Here is a 12,753-nt window from a genome sequence, read left to right as displayed (position 1 = left end):
ATCGGTCGTAAGGCGGGTGGTGACCAGGTTTCGGGGCGCCCCGGCGCGTCCCGCACCGCTCGGGCGGAGCGAGGTGACGGATGAAGAAGGCGGACAGGCAACGCTACTCCTCGGCGTCGGAGGTCGGGGCGCACGACCCGGTCGCGCCACTGGGAACCCGCCGCGCCGGTGGCGGGTTCGGAGTGTTGCCGTTCATCGGGGACCCGCCACCGGCCGTGCCGGCTACCGACGCGACCTGGGCCTGGTCGATCCGTCGGCTGGCCCGCGCGGCGGTGTGGCTGCTGCCCGCGTACGCGATCCTCTACGGAATTGTCTCGATGGCGAGCGACCGGGGTGTCGGCAACGCGTCGTACCCGAGCGACGGCCGCCCGCTCTACCTGGTGAGCTGGCTGCTGGCCACCTGGCTGGGGTTGGTCGCGGTGCTCGCGCTGGCTGGTCTGCTGGCAGCGACCCGGAGCCGACGGGCTGCGGTGACCGGGCTGTTGTTCAGCCTCGCGGGCCTGATGTTGATGTTGCCGTTCGCCGGCTTGGCCGCGCAGACGCCGGTATTCGGTACCACCGCCCGGGTCCTGGTGCTGGTCGGCTCTGCCTGCTACAGCCTGGGCTGGCTGGCCATCGGATGGGCGGTCGCCCGTTCCGGGATGTTCAGTATGGGCGACGGCGTGATGTTGATGATCGCGGCGCCGCTGCTCGGCCTGGCAGGTTCGCTGATCGGTTCGCTGCAGACCTTCGGCGCGATCTTCGCGCTGATTGCCGGCATCGGCATCGGCTACCGCTCCGGCCGTCTGCTGCCACGCGACATCATTCGCGACGCCACCAATGCCAGTCTCCCGACGGCCGCGCCGGCGGCGCCGGCTGCCGGTGGCCCGGCCGGTACCGGCGGACCGTTGGCCGCGGGCTGACCTGTCTCGCCCTGGGCCGGATCAGCCCAAATCGATAGCTGTAGCCCGGGGTGTGTTCGCCTCGCTTCTTTAATCGCATAACCGGACTATTCGGGAGCAAGCAGATAAAGCCTGGTAAAAAGGGGGTAATGACCCCGCCTTGCGGTTTGTCCGCTCGAGGCGCCTCCGGGGCGGTTAAGCCGTGAAACGGCTGGCAGTAGCCGGTGAATTGGCTGACAGTCGTCGTTCAGGCTGGCTGTTCTGCGCATTTCCAGGCAATCCTGGACGCCATGGCTCTGCCCCGTACGCCGCTGTCTCGGCTGTTCACCGTGCTGCTCGCCGGCCTGCTTGCTGGTCTGGTCCTGGCGGTCGCCGTGCTGCCGGGCAACCTGCTGCTCGGGTTCGCGGCCCGGTCGGCGCTCGGGAGCTACGCGTCGCTGCCGGACGCGCTGCGGACCCCGGCCACCCCGCAGCGCTCCTACCTGTATGCCAACGACGGCACGACGTTGATCACGAGCTTCTACGACGTCGACCGTACCGATGTGGGGCTCGACGAGATCGCACCGTCGATGCAGGCGGCGATCGTGGCGGCCGAGGATCGCCGGTTCTACGAACACGGTGGCGTGGACCTGCGCGGAATGGCCCGGGCCCTGGTATCGAACGTGAGCGGTGGTGAGACTCCGCAGGGCGGCTCGACCTTGACCATGCAGTACGTCCGCAACGTGCTCAAGACCGATCCCGGGCTGACGGCCGAGGAGCGCGCCGCGGCCACCGAGCAGACCGCCGAGCGCAAACTACAGGAGATCCGGTACGCCAACGCGCTTGAGCAGCAGCTCAGCAAGGACGAGATCCTCAACCGCTACCTGAACATCATCTACTTCGGCTCCGGGGCGTACGGCATCTCGGCGGCCAGCCAGCGGTACTTCGCCAAGACCCCCGCGGAGCTGACCCTCAGCGAGTCGGCGCTGCTCGCTGGCCTGCTGCAGTCACCCGAGGCGTACAACCCGATCGACGGCGACCAGGAGGCGGCGCTGGTCCGGCGGGGGTATGTGCTCGACGCGATGGTCGCCACCGGCGAGATCTCCGCTGCCGAGGCCGCCGCCGCGAAGGTGGAGCCGTTGACGCTGCGCCCCACCGCCCAGCCCAACGGCTGCACCGCCTCGGCCAGTGGCCCGGACGACGTGGGCTTCTTCTGCGACTACGTCCGCCAGTGGTGGCTTACCCAGCCCGCCTTCGGGGAGACCGTCGAGGAGCGGGAGCAGGCGCTGCGCCGGGGCGGCTACACCGTGGTCACCTCGCTGGACCCGGAGCTCCAGGCGACGGCGCAGCAGCAGGTCACCGGCGTCTACGGGTACGACAACGAGCGGGCGCTGCCGCTCGCGGCGGTGGAGCCGGGCACCGGCCGGGTGCTCGCGATGGCGGTGAACCGGCACTACAGCCTGGAGGCGAACCCGGCCGGGCAGCCGAACTACCCGAACACGGTGAACCCGCTGATCTCCGGCGGCGGCAGCGTCGCCGGTTACCAGGCCGGTTCGACCTTCAAGCTGTTCACCATGCTCGCCGCCCTGGAAGCGGGGATGCCCCTCGCCACCGGCTTCGACGCGCCCAGCCAGCTGCCCACCCGGTACGCGGCCGAGGGCGATGCGAGCTGCGACGGACGCTGGTGCCCGGCCAACGCCAACCCGGAGTGGATGGACGGCTACCGGATGATGTGGGACGGCTTCGGCCGTTCGGTGAACACCTACTTCGTGTGGCTCTCCGAGCAGATCGGCCCGGAGAAGGTGGTGGAGATGGCGCAGCGCCTCGGCATCACCTTCCGGTCCGACGCGGACGCGGCGTTCGCCGAGAACGACGCCGAGAACTGGGGTTCGTTCACCCTCGGTGTGGCCGCCGCCACCCCACTGGACCTGGCCAACGCGTACGCCACCCTCGCGGCCGAGGGGACGTACTGCGAGCCGCTGCCGGTGGTCTCGGTGACCGCGCCGGACGGCTCGGTGGTGCCGGTCGGGCCCTCCTGCGAGCGGGTGCTCGACGCGGAGGTGGCGCGGGCCGCCACCGATGCCGCCCGCTGTCCGGTCGGCCAGCAGTCCTCGACTGACCAGTGCAACGGCGGCACCGCCACCTCGGTGGACCGGATCCTGGATGGCCGGCCGGTCGCCGGCAAAACCGGCACCTCGGACAGGGACGTCACGGAGAGCTTCGTCGGCTTCACCCCGCAGATCGCGGTCGCCGGCATCGCCGCGAACCCCGACGACACCACCGACGCGGTCGGCAGTGCGGTGCAGGTGCAGGTGATCGACGCGGTCGCCGAGGTGATCTCCACCGCCGTGCAGGGGCAGCCGGAGCAGGCGTTTGTCGCGCCAAGCTCGGAGCTGGTCGGTGATCCGCGCCGTCCCGCCGAACGGCCCGAGCCGGACCGTGGGCAGCAGGAGCCCGGCAACGACCGGGGTCCCTTCACCGACCTGCGTCGGTGGTTTGAGGGCCGCGGCTGAGGCTCCACGTATCCTCCCGCTGTGGCGAGCCGCTTTCTCCGCGGTCGCTGGAACGAGTCACGAGGCGATGAATTCGACGGTTGGGGTCCCTCGGTCTGGTACTTCGAGGTCGACGAAGGTGGTTGGCCCGTGCGGCAGATCGAGGCGTATGAACACGGTCCGGTCCTCCGCTACGGGCCCGGACATGAGGAAGACCAGCATGGTGGCCTGGGGCAGGTGAGCCTCGATGACGTGGACGAGGACTGGAGTCGCTACCTGATCACGCGCGACGCGTTCGAGCGGGTCTGGGACTCCACCACCGACTAGGTGGTGGCGGTACTCAAGGGAGGGGCTACGCGACGATGTCGGTGTCAGCGGTCCCACCTGCGGTGGCGGTGGCCAAGTCGATCGCCTCGACACTGGGTTTGAGAGTTGACGACGCGATCGTCCTGCAGGCTTCGAACAGGCTCACGCTGTGCCTGTTGCCCTGCGATGTCCTGGCTCGCGCCACCGTACGCCGATGCTCACCGACGCGGATCGGGAACTTCTCGGCAACGCGTTACGCGGCCTGAGCCGGGCCGTTAGCGAGCACGGCGGCGCCGAGCAATTACTGCACGGCGAACCGCACCCAGGTAACGTGCTGACGACACCGGGTGGGGTGTTGTTTATTGACTTGGAGACGTGCTGCCGAGGGCCGGTCGAATTCGACCTGGCCCATGCGCCCGAAGAGGTCGACGAGCACTATCCCGGTGTCGACAAAGGTTTACTCCGCGAGTGCCGGTTCCTGGTGCTGGCGATGATCACAGCATGGCGGTGGGATCGAGCGGATCGACTTCCCAATGGGCGTCAGCTCGGCGCGGATTGGCTCCGCCAGCTACGCGCAGCGCTCGGTAGAAACGGCTGACCAGCCGAGGTTCTGGTCTCATCGTTCATCCTCGCCCTCGCATTCTAGATCGAACTGTCCACACCCATTCCGGGTACGGATGCCCCGTCCGTGCCTTCGCCGAAATTTGGGTCTTCCCCCCACGCGCCTCCATGACGCACACTCTGTCAACACGCCACGGGATGAGTACACAGCATTTGTGCACGTTGTTGGGACGTCCGAGAACATCCTTGAATGGAGGCAGGATGAACTATGCACTGCAGCGGGCCATGGTGGAGGCGGGGGAGACCGCGGAGAGCCTGGCTGCCCAGACCGGCGTCGACCCGAAAACTGCGGCGCGTTGGATTACGCCGGGACGGATTCCGCGGCCCCGTCGCCGCCTGCAGGTGGCCACCATCCTCGGTCGGGAGGTCGAGGAGCTTTGGCCGGATGTCGTCAAACGTCGCGAGCCGGTGTGGTTTCGCCCATGGGTCGACATTGAGCATGAGGCGGTCGCCCTGCGCTGGTTCGAGCACACCTGGATACCCGGCCTGCTCCAGACCGAGGACTACGCCCGCGCGACCCTCGCCGGCGAGGCGTTGACCCCGGGCGAGGTCGACGAGCTCGTCGCCTCCCGGATCAATCGACAGGCCATCTTCCGCACGGAACGTCCCCCGCTGCTGACCGCCGTCATCTTCGAGGGAGTGCTCTACCAGTCGGCCTACGGCGACCGCCGGCTGATGCGCGAACAGCTTGAGTTTCTCGCCGAGCGCGCCACCGACGACACGGTGCAGGTCCACCTGGTGCCCAAGGACATCGGGATGTATCCGGGGCTCGGCGGCGGCTTCATCCTCGCCGAACTGCCCGAGGTCGAGCACGTCGCCCACGTCGACAGTCAGGCGCCCGCGCAGATCCTCCGACAGGCCGCCGACGTTGCTACCCTGAGCCGAAGGTGGGAGCGCATCAGGGGCGAATCCCTCCCCCGAGCTTCCTCCTTGGAGCTGATCAGAGAAGCGGCGGGATCATGGACATGACCGGTGCGCGATGGCGCAAAAGCAGCAAGAGCGGCAACAACGGCGGGGCATGCGTTGAGGTCGCCGACAATCTCCCCGGCGTCGTCGGCGTCCGGGACTCCAAGGACCCGGCCGGGCCGGCGCTGGTCTTCGGCCCGGCGGCATGGCGGGCCTTCGTCACCCAACTCCCCGACGGCAACTGACCGACCCTACGCCGACGCGCCCGCCCCTCGGGGCGGGCGCGTCGTGTTGGCAGCGCGGATGGCTATCCGGCGCAGCCGGGAACGTCGACACAGTTGTTCGGCCGGTTCTTGATCACCACGGTGCCGGTGGCCGTGTTCAGCTCGACCGTGCCACCGTCGTTGTAGATGCCCCCACCGTCGGTCAGAGCGATGTTCTCGACCACCTTCGTGTCGAAGAGACGGGCTGCGCCGAAGGCGGTGTTGAAGATACCGCCACCCAGACCGCCGGCCTGGTTGCCGATCACCTTCGTGTGCCGCAACACCAGCTCATTGACGGTACTGATGCCGCCGCCGTCGAGGGGAGCGGTATTGTTTTTGATCAGGCTGTCCTCGACCACAACGATTGAGTTGGTTGAGTTCCCCGCGATGCCGCCACCGCGGCCTGTTGTGGCGGTATTTCCAACGAGGTTGACAGATTTGAGGATGAGTTGCGTGCCAGCAACGTTCACGACTGCGCCACCACCATTTACGGCGGTGTTGTTGGTGATATCGGTGTCTTTCACAATGCCGACTCCCGAGATAGCGAGGCCGCCGCCGCTGCCGACCTGAGCAGTATTGTCGGTAATAGTGCTGTGGTCGATCTGGACTGTGCCAACACTGAGGACTCCAGCTCCGCCAGAGGTGGCGGTGTTGGCGGTTACGTAGGACTTGCTGATTTCGAGTGCGCCGGAATTTTCGACACCTCCGCCGATGACGCCGGCGCGGTTGTGACTGGCGGTGGAGTTTTTCATGCGGGTGGTGCCGTTGTTGGCGATGCCGCCACCAAAAATGCTGGCAATGTTGCGGGTGATGGTGGTGTGATTGGTGGTGAGTGCTCCGCCGGCGTCGACGAATATTCCTCCGCCATCCTCGCTGGTCTGTCCGCCGGTGATGGTGAGTTTGTTGAGGGTGAGGTCGCCGCCGGTGTCGACGGTGAGGATTCTGAATTCGTCGGCGGCGGCGGCGCGTTCGATGGTGGTGTGTTTGCTGCCGTTGAGGGTGATCGGGGTGGTGATGGCGGGGAGTCCGGCGCCGTCGATGTCGGCGGTGAGCAGGTAGGTGCAGTCTTTAGCGAGGTCGAGGGTGGCGCCGCCGCGGGCGTTGGCGAGGGTGATCGCCGCGATCAGCGCGTCGGCGTCACACGGGACCGGCGTGCCCTTGTCTCCCTCCTTCTTTCCGGTGTCCTTGCCCTTGGCTGTGCCCTTGCCCTTGGCTGTGTCCTGGCCCTTGCCGGGGCCCATGCCGGTGCCTGGGCCGGGGCCCATGCCTGTGCCTGCGCCGGGGCCCATGCCTGTGCCTGCGCCGGGGCCCGTGTCCTTGCCCTTGTGGTCCTTGCTGTTGTCGTGCTGGCTGCCGGTGGCGGCTCGGTCGGGTTGCCCGGGCCGGTCATCGGAGCTGGCGAGTAGTCGTCCGACGGAATCGGCGGCGGGGGTGGCGGCAACGCCGACGGTGGTGAGGGCCAGGCCGGTCACACCGGCTAGCCCGGCGGCCCACCATCGGGTCCTCGTCCGGCGTCCACCGGGACGGCCCGGTTCGTGTTCGTGGTGCTGATGGTTCATGCGGCTTCGGTGTCCTTCCCCGTCACGGACGAGCAACCAACATCCGGGGCGGTACGGGTGGTGGTCCTCGGCTACCAGACAGGCGGTAGCACCCTTGAGCCAAGCCGAAGTCTGTCCCTAAATAGACATGAATGCGAAGAATGTCCCCAAAAGGCTTGCGACATTAGGGGCGGTGTCAAGCGGGTGGACGGGGCGCCGTCAGCGGCGTCCGGCAGAATCGTCCGGTGCCCGTCCACCAGATCACCGACCCCGACGACGACCGGATCGCCGACTACCGCGCCCTGACCGACGTAGAGCTGCGGACCCGTTGGGAGCCACCGCACGGCCTCTTCATCGCCGAGGGCGAGCTGGTGCTGCGGCGCGCGCTGCGCGCCGGCTACCCGGCGCGGTCCTACCTGGTGGACGCCAAGCGGGTGGCGCAGATCGCCGACCTGGACAACGGGGACGCCCCGGTCTACGCCGCCACCCCGGACGTGCTGCGCCAGGTGACCGGCTTCCACGTACACCGGGGGGTCCTGGCGTCGTTCCGTCGCCGGCCGCAGCCGACGGCGGCCGACGTGCTCGCCACCGCCCGCCGGGTGGTGATCCTCGAAGACGTGAACAACCACACCAACCTCGGGTCGATCTTTCGAGCCGTCGCCGGGCTCGGCGTGGACGCGGTGCTGCTCTCCCCGACCTGCGCCGACCCCCTCTACCGCCGCAGCGTCCGGGTCAGCATGGGGGAGGTGTTCGCCGTGCCCTACGCGTCGCTCGGCCCCTGGCCCGACGCGCTCGCCGAGGTCCGCGCCGCCGGCTTCTCCGTGCTGGCCCTGACCCCTGCCCCCGACGCGGTGCCGATCCAGCGCCTCGCACCGGGCCAGCGGGCCCGGGCGGCGCTGCTGCTCGGAGCGGAGGGCTCGGGCCTGACCCGGGAGGCGATGGAGGCCAGCGACGTCCGGGTGGTGATCCCGATGCGCCGTGGTGTCGACTCCCTCAACGTGGCCGCCGCGACCGCCGTGGCGTGCTGGGAACTCGGCCGGGACGACCCGCTCTGACCACCGGTGACCTGCCGAAATCACACCGGTAACCGTCACCGGGCGCCGCGCTGCGCACCCCCGTTCAACCCCAGCCGTCGCCGCTGGGCACGGGAGTTTAGTGACCAACGTCATGCGCGGTAGCGTGTCGCCCGTGTTCCCCACCATTCGGGAAGTGCTCGCGCTGGAACCGGTGCGCTCCGGCGCGCCCCGCGTCGTCGCCGGCGAAGCCGCGTTGGACCGACGGGTCCGCTGGGTACACGTGGCCGAGGTGCCCGATATCGCCTCCCTGCTCGGCGGCTCGGAACTGGTACTGACCACCGGGATCGGGCTCCCGGCGGACAACGCCGGGCTGCGGGCGTTCATCGCGGACCTGGCCGCTGTCGGCGTCGCCGGCCTCGTCGTCGAGCTGGGCCGCCGCTACTTCGGCGGGGTGCCCCGGGCGATGGTCGCCGCCGCCGCCCGGCACGGGCTTCCCCTGGTCGAGCTGCGCCGCGCCACCCCGTTCGTGCGGGTCACCGAGGCGGTGCACGCGCTGATCGTGGACGCCCAGCTCACCGAGTTACGTGCCACCGAGGAGATCCATCAGCGCTTCACCGAGCTCTCGATGGAGGGCGCGGGACCGGGGGAGGTGGTCCGGCAGGCGGCTGAACTCTCCGGCTGCGCGGTGGTGCTGGAGAACCTGTCCCGGCAGGTGCTCGCGTACGACCCGGCGGGGGGCAGCGCCACGCTCCTGCTCGACGGCTGGGAGCAGCTCTCCCGGCGGATCCTGCCGGCCGGCCGGACCGCGTACGACGTGGACAACGGTTGGCTGGTGACCATGGTCGGCGCCCGGGGGCAGGACTGGGGGCGGCTGCTGGTGCGGTGGCTCGGGGCCGGGGCGGCGACCCCCGGCGACCGGTCGGACACCCCGCCCACCCGACTGACGATTCTGGTGGAACGGGCGGCCTCCAGCCTCGCCCTGGGTCGGCTGATCCGGCGCGACGCCGAGGGCCTGGAACGGCAGGTGCACCGCACCCTACTGGCGGCCCTGCTCGACCACTCCCGGCCGGTGGACGAGGTGGCGCTGCGGGCCCGCGCCCTCGGCGTGCCGTTGGAGGGGCGGCACCTGGTGGGGGTGGTGGTCCGGTATCGGGCCGACGATCCGGCGTCGACCACGTCAAACGAGGGTGGTCACGTCCCCGGGGGTGGCCCGCTGGCTGGTTCGATCCGGCTGCGGGAACTCGCCGAGGCGGTCGGCCACGCCGTACACGAGGCGCAGCTGACCGCGTTGACCAGCGCGCTCGACGACCAGACGATCGGCGTGCTGCTCGCGTTGCCCGACCGCTCCGGCGAGGAGCGGGCCCTCACCGCCTTCGTCACGGCCCTGACCCGGGCCCGCCCGGACGTCTTCCCCGGACACGTCAACGCCCCACTTGACGGCGGGCGGAGCACGGGCCGCACCGCCCCGGCCGGCACCGCGGTGATCGGCGCCGGCTCGGGCGTGGGCAGCCTGCGGGAGGCGCGTCGCTCCCTGGTCGAGGCGCGGCAGGTGGCCGAGGCGGCCCGCCGGGACCGGCGGAACCTGCCGATCTACCGGCTGCCACACGTCGGGCTCGCCGGCTTGCTACACCTGCTGCGCGACGAGCCGTCCCTACAGACCTTCGTCGAGCGGGAGCTGGGTGCCCTGCTCTCCTACGACGCGAAGCACCCCCGGGAACAGCTACTCGGCACCCTGCGCGCCTACCTGGATCAGGGCCGGAACAAGTCGGCCGGCGCTGCCGCGGCGCACCTGTCCCGCCCGGCGTTCTACGAACGCCTGGCCCGGATCGGTCGAATCCTCGACGTGGACCTCGACTCGGTTGACGCCTGTCTCGGTCTGCACGTGGCCCTGCTGGCACTGGACGCGATCCGCCGGCCCGTGGCGGCCACCGTCACCCGGGCAGGTTCCGGACCGGATCGGTGAGGGAGCCGAGGGCGTCGGCGTACCGGGTGGGGGTGAAGCTGGGTCCGCCCGGCGTGAAGACGGCGGAGGTGGCCGCCGTCTTCCAGGCCGTCTCCGGGACCGCGTCGATCAGGGCGCGTACCACCGGCGCGTCGCGCCATCCCGGCTGCTCGGCGAGGAGGCTGAGCGCCACCACCGACTCCTCGACCTCGCCGACACACTCGAACGGCTTGTGCCCGTCCACGCCCAGCAGCTCCCGGTAGCCGGGTAGCTGCGCGGGATCGGCCAGGAGATCGCCGCCGAAGACCCGGGTGATCCGCTCGCGCGACATGAACGGCGCCAGGGCGAGGAAGACGAACCGGCACTTGGGGCAGCCCCGGCACCAGCGGTCACTCGCGCCGCGCAGCTTGAACGCGGCGTTGCAGCTCGTCACCACGTCGTCGTACCCGCCGATCTGGGCGAAGAGTCGGGCGATGTGCAGCTCCGAGAGCTGGCGCAGCAGGGAGAAGTACGGGTCGGTGAGACCGGCGTGCTCCGCCAACGCCCCGCGCAGCAGCCCCTCCGCCTCGATGCCCTTGGACCACTGGTGATTGATCTGGTGCCCCTCCCAGACCAGGTTCGGGTCCGACGCCGAGCGCTCGTTGGCCATCACCACCGGGCCCATCCCGTTCAGCACCGAGGTGGCCACCGCGATCAGCGAGTTGATCGCGGTCACCGGAATGTGGCCGTTCAACGCTCCGGCGGCGTTCAGGTCGAACAGCACCGGGTCGATGCGCCGCCGGGCGGCCAGCGCCGGCAACCCGGAGGCGACGTTCACCGCCTCGATCACCCGGTTGGGGTTGACCGAGAACGGCAACGGGTCCAGCCCGTCCCGGCGCAGTGCCTCCAGGCTGACGATCGAGTCCTTGCCGCCCCCGACCGCCGACAGTGGTCGCCGGCCCTCGGTGTCGTACCCGACCGCCGCGGTGAGCTCACCGGAGGGCACCTCGGGGCGCAGCCGCAGCACGTGCGGCAGCGCGTTGCGGTACGCGTACTCGCCGAGGCCCTGCGTGTAGACGGCGGTGACCAGCGCGACGGCGGCTGGTCCCAGCGGAGCCGGCAGCACCAGCCGGTGCGGGGCGGCGGCCTTGTAGTAGCTGACCCCGGCGACCACGTGCAGCAGCTCCAGGACCCGCCCCAGGGTGGCTACCCGCTCATCCGAGGGGGGTGACGCGGGCAGCGGGAGGGTGATCACCTCCGTGAAACGTTGCTCGCCGTCCGGCCCGGTGAGGGCGTAGTCGAACAACGCCTCCCCGGTGGACAGGTCGAAGGAGTAGGACGGGAAGGTGAAGGCGTCCATCCGCCGCAGCTGCTCGTTGGGCACACGCCATACTAGGCCCTGGTTCGTCCGCCGTGCCCGCGTGCGCCCGGACCGCCCACCGACGTCGTCGATATTTCGAGGAGAGCCCGTGCGCCTGTCTGACCTGCGCGGACGCAAAGTCGCGGTCTGGGGGACCGGCCGGGAAGGACGAGCAGCGGTGACCGCGGTCGCCGCGCACGGCCCGGCGGACCTGGTCGCCGTGGACGACGGCGGCTCGACGGTCAGCCCGCCCTGGGACGGGTTTCTGGCGACGGCGGCACCGTTGGTCACCGGTGACGCGGGAGCGCAACGGCTGACCGCCGCCGACGTGGTGGTCCGCTCGCCGGGCGTGCCGAACACCCACCCGTGGCTGGCCGAGCTGCGGCGGCGCCAGGTGCCGGTCACCCAGGGCACCGCGCTCTGGATGGCCGACCACGCCGCCCGCACCGTCGGAGTCACCGGCAGCAAGGGCAAGAGCACCACCTCCAGCCTGATCAGCCACCTGCTCGCCGCGGTGGATCAGCCCAACGTCTTCGGCGGCAACATCGGGGTGCCGACGTTGGACCTGCCCGCGGCCGACCTCTACGTGCTGGAGCTCTCCAGCTATCAGTGCAGCGACCTGACCGACTCACCCCGGGTCGCGGTGGTGACCGCGCTCTTCCCCGAACACCTGGACGCCCACGGCGGTGAACGGGAGTACTACCGCGACAAGCTCAACCTGCTGGCCCACGGCCCGGAGACCGTCGTGGTCAACGGCGCCGACCCCCGGCTCGCCGCCGAGCTCGGTGACCGGCCCGTCGTGCGCGCCGGCACCCCCGACACCACTCATGTGGCGGGTGGCCCGGACGGCACGCCCTGGTTCTACCTCGGCAACCAGCCGCTCTTCCCCCGGGCGGTGCTGCCGCTGGTCGGACGGCACAACGAGGGCAACCTCTGCGTGGCGCTGGCCGTGCTCGACGTGCTCGGCGTTGACGTGCGCGCCCGTCGGGACACCCTGGCGGTGGCCGTCGCCGGGTTCCAGGGGCTGGCCCACCGGCTCACCGAGATCGTTGACCCGTCTGGTCTCACCTTCGTCGATGACACCCTCGCCACCAGCCCGTACGCGGCCATGCACGCGATCGACGCGTACGACGGGCGGCCGCTCACCGTGATCGTCGGCGGTGCCGACCGGGGGCTGGACTACACGCCGCTGCGCGATCACCTCGCCGAGCGGGAGATCACCGTGATCGGCGTACCGGACAGCGGGGCGCGGATCGTCGCCGCGCTGGACGGGTTGCCGAAGGTCCGGCGCGAGGTCACCGGCGATCTGGTCGAGGCGGTTCGGCTGGCCCGGCGGGTCACTCCGGCCGATGGGGTGGTGCTGCTGTCGCCGGCGGCACCGAGCTACGGGCAGTTTCGTAACTTCGAGCACCGCTCCGAGGTCTTCGCCCAGGCGGTCCGCGACACCGCCGGCTGAGCGGCGAGCTGCGA

11 protein-coding genes are annotated in these 12,753 nt (G+C 70.1%); 9 read left to right on the top strand and 2 right to left on the bottom strand.

Annotated elements, in window-relative coordinates; translation table 11 throughout:
- The first annotated feature begins 80 nt into the window (after window positions 1-80).
- From SALPAC6_RS0100590 to SALPAC6_RS0100565, 6 genes are all read left to right on the top strand, one after another.
- Window positions 81-902 (top strand): hypothetical protein, encoded by an 822-nt coding sequence (locus SALPAC6_RS0100590; protein ID WP_018251503.1) that lies wholly within the window; start codon window positions 81-83, stop codon window positions 900-902.
- Between the two features lie 203 nt (window positions 903-1,105).
- Entirely contained in the window at window positions 1,106-3,373 is a 2,268-nt protein-coding gene (locus SALPAC6_RS0100585; protein WP_026189202.1) for a transglycosylase domain-containing protein, read from the top strand.
- A gap of 21 nt (window positions 3,374-3,394) precedes the next feature.
- Window positions 3,395-3,679, top strand: a complete 285-nt coding sequence (locus tag SALPAC6_RS0100580; protein WP_018251501.1) for a DUF6881 domain-containing protein — start codon at window positions 3,395-3,397, stop codon at window positions 3,677-3,679.
- A 193-nt stretch (window positions 3,680-3,872) separates the two neighbouring features.
- Window positions 3,873-4,256 (top strand): phosphotransferase family protein, encoded by a 384-nt coding sequence (locus SALPAC6_RS25175; RefSeq protein WP_018251499.1) that lies wholly within the window; start codon window positions 3,873-3,875, stop codon window positions 4,254-4,256.
- 224 nt (window positions 4,257-4,480) lie between these two features.
- Complete coding sequence (locus tag SALPAC6_RS0100570; RefSeq protein ID WP_018251498.1) at window positions 4,481-5,248, top strand: DUF5753 domain-containing protein; 768 nt, start codon at window positions 4,481-4,483, stop codon at window positions 5,246-5,248.
- A complete protein-coding gene (locus SALPAC6_RS0100565; protein WP_026189201.1) occupies window positions 5,239-5,430 on the top strand; it encodes a DUF397 domain-containing protein in 192 nt (63 codons plus the stop codon). The genes SALPAC6_RS0100570 and SALPAC6_RS0100565 overlap by 10 nt, the downstream gene beginning before the upstream one ends.
- A gap of 62 nt (window positions 5,431-5,492) precedes the next feature.
- On the opposite strand, the gene SALPAC6_RS0100560 is transcribed toward SALPAC6_RS0100565, so the two are convergent.
- The gene (locus SALPAC6_RS0100560) at window positions 5,493-7,007 is read right to left on the bottom strand and encodes a right-handed parallel beta-helix repeat-containing protein (protein WP_026189200.1); all 1,515 of its coding nucleotides are present in this window, start codon (window positions 7,005-7,007) and stop codon (window positions 5,493-5,495) included.
- A 224-nt stretch (window positions 7,008-7,231) separates the two neighbouring features.
- On the opposite strand from SALPAC6_RS0100560, the gene SALPAC6_RS0100555 reads away from it, so the two are divergent.
- Window positions 7,232-8,041: a TrmH family RNA methyltransferase gene (locus tag SALPAC6_RS0100555; protein WP_018251495.1), complete on the top strand. Its 810-nt coding sequence runs from the start codon at window positions 7,232-7,234 to the stop codon at window positions 8,039-8,041.
- A gap of 133 nt (window positions 8,042-8,174) precedes the next feature.
- The gene (locus tag SALPAC6_RS0100550) at window positions 8,175-9,965 is read left to right on the top strand and encodes a PucR family transcriptional regulator (protein WP_018251494.1); all 1,791 of its coding nucleotides are present in this window, start codon (window positions 8,175-8,177) and stop codon (window positions 9,963-9,965) included.
- Here the strand turns inward: SALPAC6_RS0100550 and SALPAC6_RS0100545 are convergent.
- Window positions 9,934-11,307 carry a hypothetical protein gene (locus tag SALPAC6_RS0100545; RefSeq protein WP_018251493.1) on the bottom strand — a complete coding sequence of 458 codons (1,374 nt, stop codon included), beginning with the start codon at window positions 11,305-11,307 and terminating at the stop codon, window positions 9,934-9,936. The genes SALPAC6_RS0100550 and SALPAC6_RS0100545 overlap by 32 nt on opposite strands.
- Before the next feature lie 85 nt (window positions 11,308-11,392).
- On the opposite strand from SALPAC6_RS0100545, the gene murD reads away from it, so the two are divergent.
- Window positions 11,393-12,739, top strand: coding sequence for a UDP-N-acetylmuramoyl-L-alanine--D-glutamate ligase (murD, locus tag SALPAC6_RS0100540; RefSeq protein ID WP_026189199.1), 1,347 nt, complete (start codon window positions 11,393-11,395; stop codon window positions 12,737-12,739).
- The last annotated feature ends 14 nt before the right edge of the window (window positions 12,740-12,753 follow it).

The sequence above is a fragment of the Salinispora mooreana genome, assembly GCF_000379065.1.
Lineage (GTDB): Bacteria > Actinomycetota > Actinomycetes > Mycobacteriales > Micromonosporaceae > Micromonospora > Micromonospora mooreana.
Note: the sequence above shows the minus strand (reverse complement) of the source record. Positions and strands in the feature narration are given on the sequence as shown.

Bases quoted from the DNA above. Each gene is read 5' to 3' on its own strand.
- SALPAC6_RS0100590 (WP_018251503.1), top strand. From the start codon at position 81: ATGAAGAAGGCGGACAGGCAACGCTACTCCTCGGCGTCGGAGGTCGGG.
- SALPAC6_RS25175 (WP_018251499.1), top strand. From the start codon at position 3,873: ATGCTCACCGACGCGGATCGGGAACTTCTCGGCAACGCGTTACGCGGC.
- SALPAC6_RS0100570 (WP_018251498.1), top strand. From the start codon at position 4,481: ATGAACTATGCACTGCAGCGGGCCATGGTGGAGGCGGGGGAGACCGCG.
- SALPAC6_RS0100565 (WP_026189201.1), top strand. From the start codon at position 5,239: ATGGACATGACCGGTGCGCGATGGCGCAAAAGCAGCAAGAGCGGCAAC.
- SALPAC6_RS0100560 (WP_026189200.1), bottom strand. From the start codon at position 7,007: ATGAACCATCAGCACCACGAACACGAACCGGGCCGTCCCGGTGGACGC.